The organism is Dactylosporangium sp. NPDC005555 (assembly GCF_040605635.1).
In the GTDB taxonomy this organism is placed as follows: Bacteria; Actinomycetota; Actinomycetes; order Mycobacteriales; family Micromonosporaceae; genus Dactylosporangium.
On record NZ_JBEXDG010000034.1, the window covers coordinates 73,557 to 93,984 of the forward strand.

A 20,428-nucleotide genomic window follows, 5' to 3' on the forward strand; every position below is an offset into this window, starting at 1 on the left:
GCTGTGGCGTCTGCGCGAGGTCGGTCGCCGCACGAAAATGTCAGTGGGGCCTCGTAGCATGGTGTATCACTCGGATGAGCTGACCGTGAGGTGCTGGTGGACTTCGATGATGTTGACGCGCTGCGGCGCAACCACGCCGCGTGGAAGCTGCTTCGCGCTGAACACGCGCCGTTGATCCTGGCGTTCCTCGGGAAGGTCTTCGTCGACGAGAACGCTCGATCGGTACCTGCGGTCGACCTGGCTGCGCGGCTCGACGACGAACTGTCGGGCTTCAACGAGCGGGAGCCGAGGTTCCCACGGCCGGCCCGGGCGTATCTGGACGACTGGGCCCATGCCGACGCTGGCTGGTTGCGCAAGTACTATCCGGCCGGCTCCGACGAGGCGCATTTCGACGCGACGCCGGCGGTGGAGAAGGCCCTCGCGTGGGTCCGGTCGCTGCAGGCCCGCTCGTTCGTGGGCACGGAGTCACGGCTCAACATCGTCTTCGAGTTGTTGCGGCAGATGGCGTTCGGTGCGGAGACCGACCCGGACGTGCGGCTGACCGAGCTGTACCGCCGTCGCGCGGAGATCGACGAGGAGATCGCCCGTATCCGCGGTGGGGAGCTGCCGCTGCTGGACGACACCGCGCAACGCGACCGGTATCAGCAGTTCACCTCGACCGCCCGGGACCTGCTGGCGGACTTCCGTGAGGTCGAGGCGAACTTCCGTGGGCTGGATCGTGAGCTGCGGGAGCGCGTCGCGCTGTGGAACGGTTCGAAGGGCGCGTTCCTCGACGAGGTGCTCGGAGACCGCAGCACCATCGCCGACTCCGATCAGGGCCGCAGCTTCCACGCGTTCTACGACTTCCTGCTCTCACACGCCCGGCAGGCGGAATTCACGACTCTGCTGGACCGGGTGCAGGCGTTGCCGGGGATCGGCGGCCCGGACCCGCGGATGCGCCGCATCCACTACGACTGGCTCGACGCGGCAGAACGGACCCAGGCAACGGTCCGGCTGTTGTCGGAGCAGCTGCGCCGTTTCCTCGACGATCAGGTGTGGCTGGAGAACCGGCGGGTCATGGACCTGCTCCGCAGCATCGAGACCCACGCCCTGCGGCTGCGCCGGTATCCCGATGCGAGCCTGACGATGGAGATCGACGCCGCTACCCCGACCATTGTCCTGCCGATGGAGCGTCCGCTGTATCGGCCGCGGTCGAAAGCAGCGCTGGACAGCACCGCTACCGCCGAGCGCGCTGATGAGGTCGTGGACTTCTCGGTCTTGTTCGAGCAGGTCCACGTCGATCCGGAGCCACTTCGGCAGGAGGTCCGGGCCGCGCTGCTGAAGCGTCCTCAGGTCGAGCTCGTGGAGGTCCTCTCCCGCCGGCCGCTGCGGCAAGGGCTCGCCGAGCTGGTCACTTATCTGTCGCTGACAGACCCGGCGTTCGATGTGGTGTTCGACGAGCACCGGCCCGCCGAAGTCCGCTGGCAGGACCCAGACGGCGCGGCGAAGCGGGTCACCATGCCCCGCGTCATCTACACCCGCATGGCGTCGTCGAAAGCGGCGGCATGAGCGGGCGCGGCACACCCGAGTTCCAGCCGGACCTGTCCATCGCAGTCACCCACCTCATGAAGGGCGTTGTGTATCGCGACACCCACGAGGTGCCGTGGCGGCATTTGCTGCAGCTGCAGTCCCAGGTGCGGGACTACGTCGCGGTCCTCGGCCTCGTCGTGTTCATCGACGAGGCCGAGGGCTACGCATACCTGCGCGGCAGACCCGATGACGAAGCCGTCGACGAGGTCGCGGTGCCACGACTGGTCGCTCGCAGGCAGCTGTCGCTGCACGTGAGTGTGCTGCTGGCGCTGCTGCGCAAACGGCTCGCCGAGTTCGACGCCAACTCCAGCGACACCCGCATGGTGCTGACCCGCCAGCAGATCATCGACATGCTCGCGGTGTTCCTGCCGGACACCAGCACCGACGCCCGGCTCATCGACCAGATCGACGCCCACATCGGCAAGGCCGTGGAGCTGGGATTCCTCCGTCGGGTGAACGACGGCGACGGCAGTTACGAGGTGCGACGCATCCTGAAAGCTTTCGTCGATGGGCAGTGGCTGGCGGAGCTGGATGCTCGGCTGGGGGAGTACGCAGCGGAGTTCGCCGGCCGGGACGGGAAGGGCACCGCGTGACGGAGAACCTGACGCTCGACGATGTCGTGCACGGTGGTCCCGGATTTCGGCTGCACCGGTTGGAGGTCCGCAACTGGGGCACGTTCGACCAGCGGGTCTGGACGCTGACCCTGGACGGCGCGAGCGGCCTGCTCACCGGCGACATCGGCTCCGGAAAATCGACGCTGGTCGACGCGGTGACGACGCTGCTGCTGCCGGCGAACAAGATCTCCTACAACAAGGCCGCCGGCGCGGAGACCCGCGAACGCAGCCTCCGCTCCTACGTGCTGGGCCACCACAAGTCCGAACGCAACGAACTGACGGGTGTCTCCCGGCCGGTCGCACTGCGGCGGGGCAGCTGCTACTCGGTCATCCTCGGGGTGTTCGGCAACGCCGACCTCGACGCCCACGTGACCGTCGCTCAGGTGTTCTGGCTGCACGAGGGCAACCCGGGCCAACCGGAGCGCCTGTTCGTGGTCGCGGACGGCCGCCGCGGCATCGAACCTGACTTCGTGGACTTCGGCACCGAGATCAGCCAGCTGCGCCGCCGGCTGCGGCAGTCCGGCGCCAAGATCTACGAACACTTCCCGGAGTACGGTAAGGACTACCGCCGACGGCTCGGGATCAGCTCCGACCAGGCGATGGACCTGTTCCACCAGACCGTCTCCATGAAAGCCGTCGAGAACCTGAACGCGTTCGTGCGCAGCCACATGCTCGAACCGTTCGACGCGGACACCTGGATCAAGCAGCTCGTCGACCACTTCGACGACCTCACCACCGCCCACCAGGCGGTCCAGGTCGCCCGGGAGCAGCTCGCCGCCCTGACCCCGATGATCGAACGCTGCGACGAGCACGACCAACTGGGTGTGCGCATCGCGGAACTGGACCTGCAACGCGCCGCACTACCGTATTTCTGCGCACACGGAGCCGCCGCCCTGTTGAAGACCCGCATCCAGCAGCATCAGGCAACCCTGACCGCGCTCAGCACGCAGCTGTCGACACTCAGCGCCGAAATCGCGGAACTGCGCCGGCGGGCCAGCAGGCTGGAGCTGGAACGGGCAGGTCACGGCGGTGATCGCATCGGTGAGATCGAGCGCGAAGTGGCCGACGCAGGCCAGCTACAAAGTCGGCGGAAGGAACGCGCCGAACGGTTCAACCGCCAACTGGCCGACGCGGGCCTCACGCCGGTCGCGTCCGCGGAGCAGTTCGCGCCCCGCCTCGGCGAGATCGAACGTGAGGCGGGTCGCAGCGCCGAACGCCGCACCGACCTTCAGCGCCGGTTCGCTGAGGCGATGCACCACGTCAAAGGGCTCCATGACCGGCTCGAGGAGCTGAACGCCGAACTGCTCAGTCTCCGGCAACGACGCAGCAACATTCCCCGCCGCATGTTGGAGCTGCGCGAGTGGATGTGCAGAGAGCTGAGCCTTGCCGAATCGTTGCTGCCGTTCGCCGGCGAGCTGATCCAGGTCCGCGACGACGAGTCAGACTGGGAAGGTGCAGCGGAACGTGTCCTGCACAGCTTCGGCGTGTCCCTGCTGGTGTCCCAGGCACACTATCCAACGGTCGCCGGCTGGATCGACAGCCACCACCTCAATGCCCGCCTCGTCTACTACCGGGTTCCGGACCGTGTGGCGGCCGCCCGGCCGACGGACCAGCGTGGATACGACTCGCTCGCCGCGAAGCTCGACCTGCGGGAGGGGCCGTTCCGACCCTGGCTGGCCGCAGAGCTGGGCCGCCGGGCCGGACACGCGTGCGTCGAGACGATGACGGAGTTCCAGCACGCCGACCGTGCCGTGACCCGCTCCGGCCAGATCAAGGACCCGGGCGGACGCCACGAGAAGGACGACCGGAACCGCATCGACGACCGCCGCACCTACGTCCTCGGCTGGAGCAACGAACAGAAAATCGCCGCGCTGCTCGCCACCGCGGCAACCCTGACGGCAGAGCACGCCACGGCGACGACCGAACACAAGACCCTCGAGGGCGACCTCAGCGCTGCCGCCGCCCGGGACGCGGTACTCGCCAAACTCGGCGAGATCACCGACTTCGCGGATCTGAACTGGCAGCAGGTGGCCCGGCAAATCGCCGAACTCGAGACCGAGCGTCGCCAACTCGAGTCGGCATCCGGCGAACTGCAGCGACTCACCGAGGCGCTCCGACAGGTCGGCACCGACATCGCGGAACGCGAAGCGCTGCAGGCGGCCGCGCAGGCCGAGCAGGGCCGCGTCGGCGGACTCCTCGAACTCGCCCAGCTCGCCGAACAGCAGGCAGAGGCGCGACTCGCCGAACCCGCCGCCGCGACCGCAAGGAAGCAGTTCACGCAACTCGCCACCGACATCGGCACACCACCGGCGACCCCGGAAGAATACGAGCAACTCCACACCGATACCGAACGCCGCCTCACCCGCGCCGTCGAGACCGCGACCCGAAGCCAGCACCAGGCGGCATCGCGGGCCGTCGCGCACATGGTCAACTTCCGGCGCAGCTACCCACACCTCACTACCGAGATGGACGACTCCATCCAGGCGGCGGGGGAGTACCGCACGCTGCGCGCCCGGCTCGTCGAGGACGATCTGCCACGCTTCGAGGCCGACTTCAAGCTGTACCTGAACACCAACACGATCCGCGACATCGCCACGTTCCACTCCCAGCTCACCAAACAGAGCGAGATGATCAAAGAGCGGATCGAGATCATCAACCAGTCGCTCGTCAGCATCGACTACAACACCGGCCGGTACATCCGCCTCGAAGGTGACCGCAACCCCAGCACCGACATCCGCGACTTCATCTCCGACATGCGCGCCTGCACCGACAGTGCCCTGTCCGGCGACGACGCCGACCAGTACTCCGAGCAGAAGTTCCTCCAGGTGCAACGACTGGTCGAACGGTTCAAAGGCCGGGAAGGTCACACCGAGGCCGACAAGCAGTGGGCCAAGCGGGTGACCGACGTCCGCAACTGGTTCGTCTTCGCGGCCTCCGAGCGCTGGCGCCACGACAACACCGAACACGAAACCTACTCCGACTCCGGCGGCAAGTCCGGCGGGCAGAAGGAGAAACTCGCCTACACCATCCTCGCCGCCTCCCTCGCATACCAGTTCAAACTCGAGCACGGCCCTGGGCCGTCGCGGACCTTCCGGTTCGTCGTCATCGACGAGGCGTTCGGCCGCGGTTCGGAAGAGTCCGCCAGGTTCGCGCTGCGGCTGTTCCAAAGCTTGGGGCTGCAACTGCTGATCGTCACCCCGTTGCAGAAGATCCACGTGATCGAGCCGTTCGTCGCCGCCGTCGGCTACGTCGACAACCCCGGCGGCAGCTACTCCCGGCTGCAGACCCTCACCATCGACGAATACCGGTCCCGCCGGCAGCTCCACGTCCATCAGCGCGGCACCGCCGAGATCGGCGCACACTGACATGCCCGGCCGGACACCCGCACGAGACCCGTGGACAACCCCAACGGACGTCACCGACGTGCTCCGCCGCCGCTGGGACCGCGGCGACTTCCTCGCCGCCTCCATGGCCGACGCCGACTGGCAGCCGGTCGCCGTCCCGATCCGAGCACCGACGGCCCGCGAGATCGCCGACGCATTCGCCGCCGCGCAGAGCTGGGCCGACCGATGGCGCGCCGCCGACCCACGACTGTTCCGCCTCGAACACCGATCGGTCGGCGGCCGGCACGTCGGCACCAACACCCTGCCATGCCGGGCCTGGATCGACACACCCCGGCAGCTGTGGCAGATCCTCGGCGTCACGCGATACGCACAGCGCTTTGACGAACTCGTCGAACTCACCCGGCAGCGAACGCCGGCGTTGATCGACTACCTGGCCACGCAACCGATGAAAGTGTTGCACCACGAACAGCAGTGGGCCGCGCTCCTCGACACAATCTTGTGGATCGAGGCCAACACCGGCGCCGACCTGTACCTGCGCCAAGTCGACGTACCCGGCGTCGACACCAAATTCATCGAACAGCACCGCAGCATCCTGGCGAGCCTGCTGGACCGGCAACTGCCCGAACACCGGATAGCCGCCGACGTGCCGGCAAGCGACTTCGCCGGCCGATATCGGTTCCGCAAAAAGCCCGCCATGCTCGGGTCCGCCGCCTGGACCCGTCCGTCGACCTCGCCGGACCATACAGCGACGTCGCGGTCCGAGTCGACGAACTCGCTGCGACGCCCTTGCAAGCCTCGACGATCTACGTCGTGGAGAACGAGGTGACCTACCTCGCCCTCCCGTCCGCGCCCGACGCGGTCGTCATCTTCGGCGGCGGCTACGCCCTCTCCACGCTGCAGCCGCTGCACTGGCTGAAAGAACGGCAACTGATCTACTGGGGTGACATCGACACCCACGGCTTCGCCATCCTCAGCCGGCTCCGGCAACTGTTTCCGTTGACCCGGTCCATACTCATGGACCGACCCACCCTGCTGGCGCACAAAACCCAGTGGGTACACGAGCCGACTCCGGTTTCCGCGCACCTGCCAGCGCTCGACGACCACGAAGCGGGCCTGTACCGCGACCTCGTCGAGGACGCTCTCGGCCCGTCGGTACGCCTTGAGCAGGAACGGATCCGGTTCTCTGCCGTCCGAACGGCAATGAGCATCGGCCACCCAACCAATCAGGGCGCTGACCCGAGCTGAGGTCCATGTCAGGCCAGACGTGATTCGACCGCGATGCACCAACCCGGCCATCGACCCGTAAGACGATGGCGGATGAGAGTCAGGGACGACGCCAACAGCGTCAACGCGCGGCCAGAGCCTCAACGGCCGGCTCAACGACGCGGAAAGCGGACCGCAGGTCGTCATCGGTGAAACGGATGAGGCGGCCACCAAGCACATGATGGCGAATCTTCCGACCGGCAACCCGCTTGTACAACGAGTACCCGTAGCCCTGCAGTCGCTCAGCAGCCTCCGAGTGCGTTAGAGGATTCGAGTTCCTACAGTGAACCGGAGGGATGGCTCTGCTGGTCCCGCTCACCCACACCTGCCTGTAATGGTCGGGTCAGACTCCTGGCCGGAGACGGCGGTGGTTGCAGGTTGTGTCGCGGATGTTAGCCCGCACAAAATCGACGGCGCGAGCAACACGTACTCCACCGACTTGTAATCGGAAGGTTGCGGGTTCGGCGGGCGGCCAGCTAGAGCAGCCGGGCGTGGTCGGCCTTGGCGCGTGTTCGGACAGCGTCCAGGAACTCGGCGTCAATTCCGCCCTGGAGTTCATCGTCGTGATGGGGCTGGACACCGTCGAGGTATCGAGGGTAGAGCAGCCAGCAGCCTCGGATGCCGGCCAGGAGGTCTTCGAGGAGATCGCGCGCTGGACGTTGGGGATCGAGTGGCGTGAGCCGCATCGGCTCGTCCGTCTCCATGAATCGGTCGGCCGCTTCGATGACGTCGCGAGTCTCCTCGATATCGGGCAGTTCGCCTTGGGCGACGCGCATGGCGCCGCTGATCAGATCCAGGACGGCGTCGCGTGGGGATGCGCCGATCTCCATGAGCTCGAGAATTTTGGTCGGGGTGGCGTGGGGGATCGCCTCGACGTCGTCGGCTCGTTCGACGACCTCGGCCGCGGGGAGGTGGGCGAGGTCGGCCACGACGTCGGCGGCGGCTTGCAGCCAGTGTGCTGCGGCCACGGATGCTGCAGTCGGGTCGAAGCTGAGGAGCAGGTCGTCTGTGCCGAGGGGGTATTGCCGTAGTAGGTGGTCCGCGGCGGCGATCTGGGCGGGGGAGACGTCTTCGCGGGTGAGGAGGACGGCTTGGCGGGCGCGGTCGGACAGGTCTCCGCGTTCGGCTTGCTCGACGGCAGCGAGTTCGGCTTCGACGTCGATGGCAACGGCAGCAGTGAGATCGTCATCGCCGATTTCGTGCAGTGCGCGCCCGACGCGATGCGCGGACTCTTCCACTGGGTCGTAGGAGACGATCAGTGTGTCTCCCTCGGGCAGGTTCGGCTTCAGCAGCGATGCGACCACGGCGCTGAACAGTGCGCGGGTCTCCTGCCGCCGCCAGCCTTCGGTGTTGACCTCCACGCTCCGGCATGCGGAGGCTGGATGGGTGTAGCAGTGCCAGAATGCGCGCGACAGGTGAGTGAGGCTTTCGGCGAGCGCGAATCGCTGTGTTGGGGTCGCAGTCGTGGGGAGCGTAGATACCGCTCGGGCCGTTTCTCCGTATCCAGCGCTCCATACGGCGAGGAGCTCGTCACGGTATTCGTTGATCGCGTAGTGCGTCATGGAGATGTCCTACCCAGTCGGTAACGTCAACTGCCTGTTGGGTGCAGCGTGAGTGCGGCCCCAATGCCCGCCGCCGCTGGGCGGCCGACGACGGCAACCACGCGGTGACCGGCCTCGTACGGCTGGTCTGTTCGGACACGTGTTGATGGTGCCGTCCTCTGCGGAGTGGTGGAAGGTGTCACCACGTGTCATCTGTCCGTCGAGCACAAAGTGGGAGTGACGCTCGTTCTTGCTGACGTCGCCACCCTTCGTGCTGGAGGTTGCGGATGCCGGATGGGTGTAGCAGTGCCATAACGCCTGCGACAACCTGGTCAACGACTCGGCAAGGATCAGCTGCTCGCCGGATTTGAGGTAGCCGGGAGCACTGCGACCGTTGCCGCGGTATTGCCGTAGCCGACGCCCCATGAGGCGGGGAGTTCAGTTCGAGGGCTGCGGATGGCGTAGGGCTTCATGACGTCCCCGGTGACACTCGCCAGGTGCATGTCCGTCCTTGCCCCCTCGGCGATGTTGCTCATCGACCGATGAATATGTGCCCGGTCGGCTGGCTTGGGAAGTTGGCCAGAGCTAACCCGGCGACCTTGGGTCGATGCCTCGTGGAGATCCTCGACCGGCCACGCCCGTCGACGCAATGCGTCGTTGTACGACGTGTCGCTGCTCACCTTGCGGTACGCCTGCGAATCCGTGCTCGTGGTCCGAGTGCATGAACCCGCTGTGGCCGGCTTGCACCTTGTCCAATCTCTAGCGTGGGTGTCCGTGACTCCCTTCCCGCCAGCGCATACCCGGCAGGGCACGCATGATCAGGAGCACTTCAACTCGATGGACCATCCGAAGCTACAACTCGCCGTCGAAGACCTTGTTCGAGCAGTGGGCGGACATGTCGATGCCGAACATCAGACCTTCCTGGCGATCATCGTCCCCCTTTCCGGCAGGTCGGTGCAGTCACAGCCCGCACGCGTGAACGTCGTCGACGCTTCGCCGGCCGCGCCGGCAGACGAGGGCGGCAGGCCTGACCTCCTCACCGTGCAGGAGACCGCCGCCGTGTTGCGGTGCAGCTCGGTGCACGTGAAGAGGTTAGTCGCCGCTCGAACGTTGCCGTCAGTGACTATTGGTCGTCTACGTCGGGTTCGCCGTGGGGATCTGGACAGCTACATTCGCGACCTAACCTGACAGAGTTCGTTTGATTGCGCATCAAGGGGTCGTGGGTTCGAATCCCGCCGTCCCGAAATTTGAGGGTTTCTACTGGTCGTATGACCGGTATAGCCTTCCTTCATTCTCTGGCATAGATGTCAGGTCGAGAATGCCGCTATCAGACCCCTTGACTCGGCTTGTCCGGTTCCGAACGATCTAAATCGAGCAGTGTTATTGCTGTTCAAGGGTCTGCGCTTTAGTATCTGGCATCGTGGATAAAGCGATCAGGCACCTTGACGCTGCGCCTGAATGAGTCAAGCAGTCCGGCATGCCGGTTTGTCCAGGGCATACCAGATCATGATCTTGGCATTTGGTGGGCCAAGGAAGGACAGGGCGATCGCGCCGGTCGCCCGGATGAAGCGGACTGCCACACTATCGGTGTGGCCGATCTCAACCTCTTTGCCGAGCGGGTCATTGCGACTCGCGGGCGGACGATCATCGCAGACCTTGCGCAGGGTCACTTCGAGGAACTGGTGTTCGAACTCGATGAGGCCCTGGAGCTGGGAGCAGAGGATCGCATCGACATCCGGTTCGCACTCGGTGCGGCCTGCACTACCGTCGCCCGCACCATTGAGCATCTGACTGCGGCGCTTCAACTGCCCTACCGGGCGACTCGCAGCTGGTCCGACTTCGTCGGTGATGCCGGCGACCGTTCAGCGTCCCTGAATCAGTGGCTTGTCGTCTACGATGCCGCCGATCTCCTCAGGTATGAGGACGAGGATCGGTGGCATGAACTGGCTGCCGCACTCGGCAGCGAGTCACGGTCCATGGGTGGTGGTTCGAGCACGCTTGTACTACTCGACGAGCCGGGGCGGTGGGAACGGAGCAGGTTCAGCAGCGCACAGGCAGCCCAGGCTACGGCAGATCAGGGTCGACGTTAGCGAAGACCAAGCAGCCACGGGCGGCAGGCCCCAGCGTGGAGTACGTTGCTGAACCCTGGGCCAAAGTGAAGATAGTTGGCCGGTTAGTCGTCGTCAGAGGTCACGAAGGTTGCTCGCTCGCCGAGGACCTGTGCGGCCGAAGGCAAATCAGCGAGACGCGATGAAAGCGTGGCGATGGCCAGTCGTTGCGGAAGCGCCGTGTTGAACTTGAGGCCGGAAAGCGCCTTCGGATCGACGTCAGGTAGGCAGAGCCGCTGCTCCGCATCCGCCACGGCACTAACCCAGTCGTTCTGGGACAGGTCTGCCCGTAGCCTGATGTGCTGGTCATCGAAGTACCCTGCGGGATCGACCAGCTCGCTGAGCGTCGTGGCCAGGGTCGCGTTTGCGCGGTAGCCGGCCCACGTCCACCACCGCAGCTGTCCCTTGTTGCGGTGTACCACCGGCCCGCCTCGATGCACGAGAGACGACAGCCGCAGCCGGGTCTCTTCGAGACGGCCGCTTGCCCTGCGAGTCAACCGAACCGGTGGGTCGGCGCCGAGCAGGACGCCTCGCATGGCGCGGACCAGTTCGAAGCTCATCCCGGCGATTCCACCTGCCGTGTTCCAGCGGGCTTTCCCGCCGCTGTCGGCGGGCTCGACGTAGCAGCGTCGGCGTACCCAGTCGACGTACGTGACCCGCCAACTCTTCCCGGCCAGGAGGAGTAGCCGTGGCCCGCGGACCTCCTCGGTGAGCAGTGCGGGGTCGGTCCGGCCGATCTCGGTCCGGCCGGTCAGTACGGTGAATTCGGGAGGTGCGGTGAACACAGCTGTCATGCCCATGAAGTGGCGGCGGCCGAAGCGCAGTTCTGCTTCAGGACCGATGTGGAGCATCCCGCCGTCCTGGTCCAGGTAGCCCTGATCGAGGAGGTACCGCTGGATGACGTCGGCGGTCTTGTCGAACGGCGCCAAGCCGTTCCACGCCAATGGCCAGAGGTTCTCGCCGACCCGCTGCTCCTGGAGGCACAGCGCGAGGAGTTGCTGCGCGACGATGTGCCGCGGTTCGGGTGGTGGCGTGACCGGCTCGACCCAGCCGCTGCCCCAGAGCGCCAGCAGTCCGGCCGCTTGGAGAAGGCCGGGTTCGTCGAGGGCGAGGAAGAGACAGTTTCGGGTACTGCCGGGGCGTCGTCCGGTGCGGCCCAGCCGCTGGAGGAACGAGGCGACGGTGCGTGGGGCGTTGAGCTGCAGCACTCGGTCGAGGTCGCCGACGTCGATGCCGAGTTCCAGGGTGCTGGTGGAGACGATGACGCAGTCCCGTGCCTCGGCGAATGCTGTCTCGGCCCGCCGACGCTCGTCGATGGAGAGCGACGCGTGGGACACGAAGGTAGTGACCCCACGCAAGCGGAGCGCCGCGCCGAGCTCTTCGACGAGTTGGCGCGAGTCGCAGAAGACGAGCCGTTTCTCACCGGGGTGCAGCGCCGCGATGACGGTCGCCGCGTTCGAGATAGAGCCCACGTAGTCGAGCTCGATGTCGCCGGGAGGAGGACCGTCAGGGGAAGGGCGCCCGCCGGCCGGCGGTGCGATGTCCGGCGCGATGACCGAACCGGGTCGGCGTCCGCGTTCGGCGCCCTGCAGCCAGAGCAGCAGATCGTCCGGGTTGCCGACGGTGGCGGAGAGCCCGACCCGTTGGATCGGGCGACCGGCGATCCGGCTCAAGCGTTCCAATACGGCGAGGAGGTGCCAGCCGCGGTCGTCGCCGGCGAACGCGTGTACCTCGTCGATGACGACGGCCTGGATGCCGCCGAGGAATGAGCGGTGGTCGACGTTGACGCTGACCAACATTGCTTCGAGTGACTCCGGGGTGGTGAGCAAAATATCCGGCCGGTCGCGCAGGATTTGCTTGCGGCGCGGGGAGTTCACGTCGCCGTGCCACAGCGCCACGGTGCGCCCGACCCAGCCGGCGTACTGCTCCAGGCGCGGTAGGAGGTTGTTGAGCAGTGCTTTGAGCGGACACAGGTACAACAGCGCCGGTCCACGCCACTGCTCCGCGGACATCCGGGACAGCAGCGGCAGGGTCGCGGCCTCAGTCTTGCCACCCGCCGTGGGCGCGAGGAGGAGCGCGTCGTCGCCACGCAGCAACGGCATGATCGCGGCTTCCTGCAGCGGTCGCAGCGCCGCCCAGCCCAAGGTGTTGACCACATGGTGCTGGATCGACGGGTGCAGCGACTCCAGGCTCACGGCACCTCGAGGTCGATGTCGTCGGCGTTGGCAGCGTTGCGTTCCACGTCGGACAGCTCGGTGTCGGTCACGGTCAACGCGTAGTGCTGTCGTGGATCGAACTCGGGGTGCAGCTCGACGAGGTCGAGGACACCGGCGACGAGCTTCTTGAGGAACAGCCGGGGCGCGATACCGACCTTGCCGCCGAGCCGGCCCGCGACCGCCTCAGCGAGTTCGCGAAGATAGCGTTCGTCGACGACGCCGACAATACGGGCCGGATCTGTCGTCCCAGCGGCGAAGAGATCCCGGACCTTGCCGCCGAGGTCGACGAGGGCATCGATGGTGAAGCCGGGCAGCCTGATCTGGACCGCTCGCGGATTGTCCCACCGGGGATCAGCGGGAAAGTCCGTCGCGAGGCGTTGCGCCAGTGGCGCGAGGCGTTGGGCGCCCTGCTGGCCGTCGAAGAACGGCGGAGTGCCCGTGATGACCAGGTAGAGACCGGGGAAGCGGCCGGAGTACACCTCATCGATGAGCTGGCGGAGCGCGTTGAGGGCCTTGTCCCGGGCGTCGGACCGGACGCGTTGCAGGGTCTCGACCTCGTCCAGGACAAGCAGGAGACCAGGATGGCCGGAGTCACGAAGTACCGTCAAAAGGCCTTGCAGGAAGCCGAGCGCACCGAAGTGGTCGAGATCTCCGCGGACGCCGGCAATCCGGCGGGCGGCGGCGGCCACGTTCGGCTGTCCGCCGAGCCACGCGAGGATCGCGGCCGCGGTGGTGGCGTCACCATCCAATGTGGAAGCACGGTAGGCGCCCAGCGCGGCCGCGAACGTCGGCGCCGTCCGGCCGACCGCGGCGAGGCGTTGCCGCAGCAGATCGGCGACGGCCGCTTCGAGCGCTGCGCTGTCATCGGCGGAGGTCCCAGCGGCGAGCGCATCTTCCTCGAGCGCATAGAACCACGAGTCGACCACGGGCCGTAGCGCACTCGGCGGGAACGCCGATGTGGTCAGCCGCTCGGTGAGCCGGCGGTAGACGGTCTCCAGTTTGTGCAGTGGTGTCTCGGTCTCGGAGATCTGCACCTCGGCGGTGGCCAGGTTCGCCTTGCGGGCGCGGTCGGCGAGCCAGCGGGTGAAGAAGGTCTTTCCTGCGCCGTACTCGCCGCGGACCGCCTTGAACACCGATCCGCCGGCCGCAACGGCCTCGAGGTCCTCCTCGACGCTGCCGGTGAACCGGTCCAGGCCGACAGCGAGCAGGTCGAGCCCGGTCTCCGGCACGGCGCCCCGCCGCAGCGCGTCGATGACCTGTCTGCGCCGCGCGGCGCTCACCGCGGCGGTCACCGCACGTCGTCCGGAAGACCGAACTGCGTCCGCAGCAGGGCGACGTTGAGCCGGACGGTCTGCCCGTCGTCGATGAGCTGGAGCACCTCGAAGTTGTCGACGTTGAGGATGCGGGCCAGCGTGGTCGCGAAACCGTTGGCCCGTGCCGGCGCCTCACCGGCGCGTTGCGCGAGGACCGGCAGGGGGAGTGTGTTGTTGGCGGCGAGGAGCGCGTCGAGAGCTCCTCTGATCTTCGGCTTGGGCATGCGCCGCGCGGTTGACGACTGCTGTGCCTCGAACATCTCGCTCGCGAACAGGGCATCGATGAGGCTCGGAACAGGCGAGTCAGTCATCGGCGGGTCGAGCTGAATATCGAGGGTCACCTGCCCGGCAGCCTCCGCCCGCTGCGCGCTGTGCTGGCGTGCCTTCCGTGGTGGCACGACCTGCCGCGTCACCGGCGGCGCTGGCGTGGTCCAGTCCCACCACACTGGACGTTGATCGGACAGCGCACCCCAGCCTGCTGGTACTTCGGCCCCGCGGGACAGAAACGCCAGCAGCGGGATGGTGACCTCCGCCAGGGCTGCCCCGCCGTGGTAGCCGGCGTTCTTCGGTCCGTACCGGAGGTCCGGGTTCCACAGTGCGACGATGCGGTGCTCCTCGGCGAGGACGCGGCTGCCGGACAGCAGCACCTCACCGGCGCCGACCGGGGTGGTGCCGGGGCTGCGGTGACGACCCGATCCGGGAGCGTCGGCCGATCGGTGTGTACCGTCGCGGTGCAGTACATGGCCGTGGTCGCTGGTCAGGATCACCGCGCGGCCGGCGCTGCGAGCATGGTCGAGCAGGACCCGGAGGGGGCCGAGGTCACCGAGCCGCCACGACGCGTCAGCGGATTCGCGGCCTCGGTCCAGCGCGTCGTCGACCGTGTTGATGACGACAGCGACCAGCGTCTGCGGATCGCCGAGCGCCTGGACGAGCTCGGTACCGAGGACTTCGCCGGCGCCGCCGTGCAGCGATCCCTTGTGGAACAGCCGGGCGGGGCGTCCTCCCCACAGCGGGTGGGCCTCGAAGGCGACCCGTTCGTCGTCCTGGCCGCCGGTGCGGAGCTTTCCGCTGAGCAGCGATGCCCTGGACACGGTCGTGAGCGTCGGCAAGGCGGCCACCACGCCACGGCGCCGTGGCGGCGCGCCCTTGTCCACTCCCGCCAGCACGTCGAACTCCACCAAGCCATGGTTGGTGAGCTCCTGCGCCAGTTCCGCGGCGACGGCGGTGCTCATGCCGTCGAGGATCACCAGCAGAGTTGGCGGCCCGCCTGCGCGGACCAGTGGTGCGATGACCCGTTCGAGGACCTTTTCCACGACGACCGTCGATCCTGACAATTGCCCGCCGGTGGTGGTCCAGGCCGCCAACCGATTGGCGAACGCCTCGTCGAGGGCGCGCCGGCGAGCGGCCACCGCGTGATACAGGCTCCGGTACACGGCCTGCAGTGCCGGGTGGGCCTCCTCGCCCGCCCAGACCTGCGTAAGCGCGAGATCGACCCAGGCCCATTGAGTGACCTGCCGGTCGATCGCGTCGCTGACATTTTCCGGTGGCGAGGCGTCGCCGTCAGCCAGCCAACGCACGAGTCGCAGTGCCATGGTGGCCCGTTCGACGCGCTGCTCCTGGCGGGAGGCAAGCCGGTGCGCACCGAGCACGGCTGCCGCGGCTTCGAGCGCCTGCGCCGCTGCCGGCCCCGGCTCGTCGAGTGTCCGTTGCAAGGCAACGGCGACTACGCCGATGCGGTGGTCGAATCCGGTCCGCAGGATCGGACTGCGGGCGGCGGCAATCTGTGCACCGAGCTGGATCACCAGCTCCTCGGCCCGGTCCAGCACCTGCTGCAGGCGGAGCGCGACCGCGGCGCTCCGTACACCGTCGCGACCCGCCTCTCCGAGCATCTCGGCGATGACCTGCTCGGCCACCGTGCCGAGAGCACGCAACTCCGGGTCGCCGACCGCCTGATCGTTGAGGTACTGGTCGGCTCGGCCTTTGGCGCGGCTGGTGTCGGAGCTCTCGTCGGACCAGAGCGCGGCGCACACCAGGCCGAACGGGATGCTGTCCTCCACTCGTCCGGCCTCGATAAGCGCAAAGACCGGGCGGGTGGCACTGCCGGTGCGCTCCACCAGCCAGGTTTGCAGGCCGGTCCGCTCCTCGGCCTGGAGGTTTGTGAGGGCGGCGGTTGCTTCCGGTTCGAGCGTCCACCGCAGCAGTGCGGCGCCGTCGAGGTTTTCGGCGTCGCCGTTGGCGGTGTTGAGGCCGAGTCTGGCCGCGGCGAGGCAGCTCAGCGCCACGTCACGGGTCAAGAGCGTGCCGGACAGTTTGGGCCAGCCGGTGCTGGGCATCGCGTCGATCAACGCCGCCCCGGCCCATCGTTCGTTTGCCAGCCGCGGGTCGATGCGCTGCGCGCCGAAGCAGTCCGCGATCAGCGACCAGGGCTCGACGGTGATGACCCGGTTGCGGAACACCTCGCTGAGGATGCCGTGACCAAGCTCGGTATCGGTCAGGTCGGTCAGGATGACCAGAGGTTCTGGGGTATCACCGGCGAGGTGCCCGACGAGTTGGTCCCAAACGGCCAATGTCGATACGGCTACGGCCACCCTCAGTCGGATGCCGTCAGCAAGTACCAAGGTCGGCTCGGTGGTCCACTGCGGCTCGGCGCGTAGCAGGATCACCGGAGCAGGCCCATCAACGGTCCGTCTATGCCGCGCGAGCTGCTGTTCAACTTTGCGGGTCAGCGCCGCTGGCGTGATACGCATGACGCGGGTCCGAGTGGCGTCGGCTGTCGTCATTCGGTCTCCTCCCATGTCACCGTGAACCGTTTGTCCGGCTTGCTGTTGATGATCTGGCGGAGTTCGTCAACGACCGCGGCCACGTTCGCCGCAGTGACGTCGTCGCGCCTGGTGGCCGTTCGGTTCGGCGGAGGCGGCGGAGGCGTCGGCGGTGGCGTCGGCTTGATGATGGCTCGCTTGAGCAGGACCGAAGTCTTGGTCTTTGCGGTCGTCAGCGCCGGTGCCAGTTTGATCCGTGTCGTGAGCTCGTCGGAGCGGGCCACGGTCCGCAACTCTTCCAGGATCTCCGCGCCTTCACGGTCGAACGGCGCCGGAAGCTGGGTGATGAGTTCGAGGTTGCTCCAGTCCATCTGGTCCAGCGCCTGGGCGATCGTGGCGGCCGATCGGATGCTCACTCCGCACCGGTCCGCAGGGCCACCCAGGTCCGCGGTTGCCAGGTGCGTGATGACGTCGACGGTGCTGGCCCGGGAGTGCAGCCCGTCGAGCAGGTCGGCCGCGGCCTGCGCCGTCTGCAGCCGCCCGGTCTCGGCGGAGAGGTCCAGTGGTTGGGCGTGGTCCTGCAACTGCCGCAGCAGCCGGTGGGCGTCGTTGCGGTACCGCCCCGCCTCTGAGGAGATGTCGCGGACCAACAATGCCACCAACCGGCCCCGTCTCGGCCCGGGCGTCGTCACACCGAACAGGTCCATCGACCGGCGGACGGCGGTTTGCCAGTGTTCCTCCGACGGCAGCGCCTGCTCCCGCAGCGTGAAGTGGTCCCGGATGCCCGTCAGGTCCGGAGGCGGGTTCAGGACACCGCCCTGCAGCAGCCACGCCCGGTCGGTCTGCTCGGCGAAGCACATCAGGACCAGCCCGGCGACACTGCGGTCCAGGCCGTACGGCTGGGGCTCGTCAAGCCACCGCAGCAGATCCGGCACCTTGAGGTCGCCTGTGATGGCTTCCTGCGCCACCTTCTGATGGAAGTGCTGCACCCAGTGCCGGCCGAGGACGAAGGCCGACTCGTGCATCTCACCCAGCCGCAGGGGGTTGGCGATCCGTCGCACGGTCAGGCGGTCCTTGCGCTCCACCTCGACACGGCCGTCGGGCGCGTCGATCGCCTGCCGGACAACCTCGAGCACCATCTTCAACTCGGTCGATCTGACGATCGTGCCGTTGCGGTCAGGGTCGAAGTCCGGGTGGGCCGGGAACTGGCTGGCCAGCATCTGTTCAGCGAGGGCCTGCAGAGCCTGCTTGAACGCCGCACCGATCGGCAGCGTCGGCTGCAAATTGGAAGCCAGCGACAGGACGTGATCCTGGTATGAGGTGACCACGTCGTTCGACTGCTTCGCGGCCAGCCCGTATGCCTGGCGCAGGAGCGTGCGCATGCGACTCATCAGCGCGTCGCGCTGGCTGCGCAGGGTGTCGTTCGCCCGGCGGCGGTCATCCTTGCTGAGGTGCTGCGCGTGGCTGTCGAACCGCTGGCCGCTGAGGACCGCGTCGATGATGACCAGCCGGCCCAGATCGTTGAGCCGGTCGGCGGTGAACGCGGCCGGGATCCAGCACACCGTCCGCGGCGAGATCCGTTCGGCGAGCCGGTGGACCCGGTCGCGGTCGTCGGCCGGGCTGTGGTTTCCCTCATCGAACGGGTAGTCGATGATCAACCGCCAGGCGTCGCCTTCGAGGGGGTGGAAGGCATCGTCGCGGATATTGTTCTCGTCGCGGACATTGCCGTAAATCATCTCGATCTGGCGCCGGCTGCCGCGCCACGGCAGTTCCGCCGTGTCGACGTACTGGCCGGACTCGGTGACGCCAAGCTCTTCCCACAGCAGGCGTTTCACCATCAAGCGGCGGTTGCCTGGCTTGTCGAAGTGGTGCGCGGACTGCAGGACGCTGTCCACGTCGACGCCGACGAGTTCCAGCGACACGACAGGGTCGTCGATGCCGAGCTTCTTGATCTCGCCGAACTGGCCGGCCCAGTCGTCGATCTTGCGCATGACCTGGCCGACCTCGCCACCCGGGATCGGGCTGGTGATGCTGCCGTGATTCAGCGCGGACAGCCGCCGAGCAGTCAGATTCCGCAACGCCGGTACGGTCGGCGCCAGCGCCGAAAGCAGCAGGGTCTTGATGATCCGGTCGTCGCCGGTGAAGACCCGGACCCGCCCGGCGAGGTCCGCAGGCACGTCCCCGCCTCGGCGTACCCGCTCGACGTCGTCCTCGCCGATGCCATAGACATTCAACAGATACGGCCGGAGGCGTCCCTGGTACAACCGTTGCGCCGTCTCGAACTCGATCTTCAGTTTCTCGGTGAACGGCTGATCCCCGCCCCGGCTGATCACCTCATACAGGTCACCGAGCGGCACCAACTGCCCCAACCGCAGATCGTCACGGCGCTCGACGAGCAGATCCCGCATCAGCTTCAGCGCGGTGCGGGAACGCTGCAGCGCACTAGAGACGTGCACCAGCGTGCTGATGAACGCCGGGCTGAACGGATAGGTCGCCCTGAATGATGGGAGATCGGCGCCTTCAGCACCCATGAGCGTGTCGAAAACATCCCGACGTACCTCTTTGGTGGTGCGCTCGAACGCGTCGGCGATCTGCCGGTCGCCCTCGTCGGAGAGCGGCTTGAGCAGGCGTTGCCGCGCGATGTCCGGCAGGTTCCGGTCCTCGAGCGTGATCAGCTCGAACCGGCCGCTGGCCAGGTTGAGCGTGTCCATGAAACCGAGCTCGGTCGCACCGGTCACATCGGTGCCGACCAGCTCCCGCAGGTCACGCTGCCGAGCGATGAAACTGACGATCGGGATCGGCCGCCGGACGTCACCACCCTCGACGAAGTTCGTGATCTTCTGAATTTCCCGGGCGACGAACTTCTCGTCGGCGATCGAGTTGGCCAGCCACAGGATCAACTCGTCCAGGAAGAGCACCAGACCGTCGTAGCCGAGCGACTTGGCGTGCCGACTGATCTCCGTCAGGCCCCGGTCGAGGGAAACGAAGCCCTCGGCGTCCTCCTGGGCGTTGGTGAAGAACCCCTGGTTCCAGGTTTGCAGCAGGTCGTTGACGAGCTTCTGGCGACCCTCGTCGTCGGGTGATGCGGCGAAGGCCGCGTCGAGCTGCTGCGACGTCCACGCCTCCTCGTCACCCCACTCGTCATCGCTGCCGGGCAGCCCACTGATGAACGCCGGGTCACCCATCGTTTTGCGCTGATAGCGAGCGCTCTCCAGCAGGGCGTCGGTCCGGTGTACCGCCGGAATGGGTGCGTCGGGGTGCAGCCGCCGGATGTGCTCGACGTAGCCGCCGAGGACCTTCTGCTCCAGCGACTTGGCGCCGATCAAGTGGAACGGCACGAGCAGGAAGTTCTTGCCTGACAGCCATTCGTCGTGCTTGCCGAGCAGCCGCGCGAACTCGTCACGCTCGCGGGCAACCTTCTCACCGCGCAGCAGCGCGTGCAGCACCGCCATGAAGTGCGACTTACCCGCGCCGAACGAACCGTGCAGGTACGCCGCCTTCGACCCGCCACCGAGCGCCCCAGCGATCAGGTTGAGCGCCTGGTCGAAGTTGTCCACCAGGCGGTCGGTGATCACATACTCCCGCAGGGTCGCCTGCGGGTCGGTCACACCCTCGACGAGCTTGAGGACGAAGTCACTCTGGCTGGACCGCTCCGGAATGTGGATCAGTTCGCGGAGCAGCGGCGGGGTCGTCGATGCCAT

The 20,428-nt window shown here is 67.1% G+C and carries 12 protein-coding genes; 7 read left to right on the plus strand and 5 right to left on the minus strand.

Annotated elements, in window-relative coordinates:
- Positions 1-96: 96 nt before the first annotated feature.
- The 5 genes from ABZS58_RS31845 to ABZS58_RS31865 are packed head-to-tail and all read left to right on the plus strand — an operon-like array spanning position 97 to position 6,772.
- A complete protein-coding gene (locus ABZS58_RS31845) occupies positions 97-1,548 on the plus strand; it encodes a DUF3375 domain-containing protein (protein WP_354786940.1) in 1,452 nt (483 codons plus the stop codon).
- Positions 1,545-2,162, plus strand: coding sequence for a DUF4194 domain-containing protein (locus tag ABZS58_RS31850; protein ID WP_354786941.1), 618 nt, complete (start codon positions 1,545-1,547; stop codon positions 2,160-2,162). The genes ABZS58_RS31845 and ABZS58_RS31850 overlap by 4 nt, the downstream gene beginning before the upstream one ends.
- Positions 2,159-5,548, plus strand: a complete 3,390-nt coding sequence (locus ABZS58_RS31855) for an SbcC/MukB-like Walker B domain-containing protein (RefSeq protein ID WP_354786942.1) — start codon at positions 2,159-2,161, stop codon at positions 5,546-5,548. Before ABZS58_RS31850 ends, ABZS58_RS31855 begins: the two co-directional genes overlap by 4 nt.
- A 1-nt stretch (position 5,549) precedes the next feature.
- Positions 5,550-6,353, plus strand: coding sequence for a DUF3322 domain-containing protein (locus ABZS58_RS31860; RefSeq protein WP_354786943.1), 804 nt, complete (start codon positions 5,550-5,552; stop codon positions 6,351-6,353).
- The gene (locus ABZS58_RS31865; RefSeq protein ID WP_354786966.1) at positions 6,239-6,772 is read left to right on the plus strand and encodes a DUF2220 domain-containing protein; all 534 of its coding nucleotides are present in this window, start codon (positions 6,239-6,241) and stop codon (positions 6,770-6,772) included. The genes ABZS58_RS31860 and ABZS58_RS31865 overlap by 115 nt, the downstream gene beginning before the upstream one ends.
- A gap of 494 nt (positions 6,773-7,266) precedes the next feature.
- Here ABZS58_RS31865 and ABZS58_RS31870 read toward each other — a convergent pair whose 3' ends face one another.
- Positions 7,267-8,352, minus strand: coding sequence for a hypothetical protein (locus tag ABZS58_RS31870; RefSeq protein ID WP_354786944.1), 1,086 nt, complete (start codon positions 8,350-8,352; stop codon positions 7,267-7,269).
- Between the two features lie 753 nt (positions 8,353-9,105).
- Here ABZS58_RS31870 and ABZS58_RS31875 point away from each other — a divergent pair.
- Together ABZS58_RS31875 and ABZS58_RS31880 are read left to right on the plus strand one after the other, a co-directional pair.
- Positions 9,106-9,519: a helix-turn-helix domain-containing protein gene (locus ABZS58_RS31875; protein WP_354786945.1), complete on the plus strand. Its 414-nt coding sequence runs from the start codon at positions 9,106-9,108 to the stop codon at positions 9,517-9,519.
- A gap of 401 nt (positions 9,520-9,920) precedes the next feature.
- Positions 9,921-10,421, plus strand: coding sequence for a hypothetical protein (locus ABZS58_RS31880; protein ID WP_354786946.1), 501 nt, complete (start codon positions 9,921-9,923; stop codon positions 10,419-10,421).
- Positions 10,422-10,504: 83 nt separating this feature from the next.
- On the opposite strand, the gene ABZS58_RS31885 is transcribed toward ABZS58_RS31880, so the two are convergent.
- Genes ABZS58_RS31885 through ABZS58_RS31900 form a run of 4 tightly spaced genes read right to left on the minus strand, consistent with a single transcriptional unit; the run spans position 10,505 to position 20,428 of the window.
- On the minus strand, positions 10,505-12,634 hold the full coding sequence (locus ABZS58_RS31885; RefSeq protein WP_354786947.1) for a DEAD/DEAH box helicase: 2,130 nt from the start codon (positions 12,632-12,634) through the stop codon (positions 10,505-10,507).
- Positions 12,631-13,947, minus strand: coding sequence for a BREX system ATP-binding protein BrxD (gene brxD / locus ABZS58_RS31890; RefSeq protein ID WP_354786948.1), 1,317 nt, complete (start codon positions 13,945-13,947; stop codon positions 12,631-12,633). Before brxD ends, ABZS58_RS31885 begins: the two co-directional genes overlap by 4 nt.
- Complete coding sequence (gene pglZ / locus ABZS58_RS31895) at positions 13,944-16,748, minus strand: BREX-2 system phosphatase PglZ (RefSeq protein ID WP_354786949.1); 2,805 nt, start codon at positions 16,746-16,748, stop codon at positions 13,944-13,946. The genes brxD and pglZ overlap by 4 nt, the downstream gene beginning before the upstream one ends.
- Positions 16,745-20,428 (minus strand): hypothetical protein, encoded by a 3,684-nt coding sequence (locus ABZS58_RS31900; RefSeq protein ID WP_354786950.1) that lies wholly within the window; start codon positions 20,426-20,428, stop codon positions 16,745-16,747. The genes pglZ and ABZS58_RS31900 overlap by 4 nt, the downstream gene beginning before the upstream one ends.

Excerpts from the sequence above, each read along its gene's own strand:
- pglZ (WP_354786949.1), bottom strand. The coding sequence starts at position 16,748 with ATGACGACAGCCGACGCCACTCGGACCCGCGTCATGCGTATCACGCCA.
- ABZS58_RS31860 (WP_354786943.1), top strand. The coding sequence starts at position 5,550 with ATGCCCGGCCGGACACCCGCACGAGACCCGTGGACAACCCCAACGGAC.
- ABZS58_RS31870 (WP_354786944.1), bottom strand. The coding sequence starts at position 8,352 with ATGACGCACTACGCGATCAACGAATACCGTGACGAGCTCCTCGCCGTA.
- ABZS58_RS31900 (WP_354786950.1), bottom strand. The coding sequence starts at position 20,428 with ATGGCATCGACGACCCCGCCGCTGCTCCGCGAACTGATCCACATTCCG.
- ABZS58_RS31850 (WP_354786941.1), top strand. The coding sequence starts at position 1,545 with ATGAGCGGGCGCGGCACACCCGAGTTCCAGCCGGACCTGTCCATCGCA.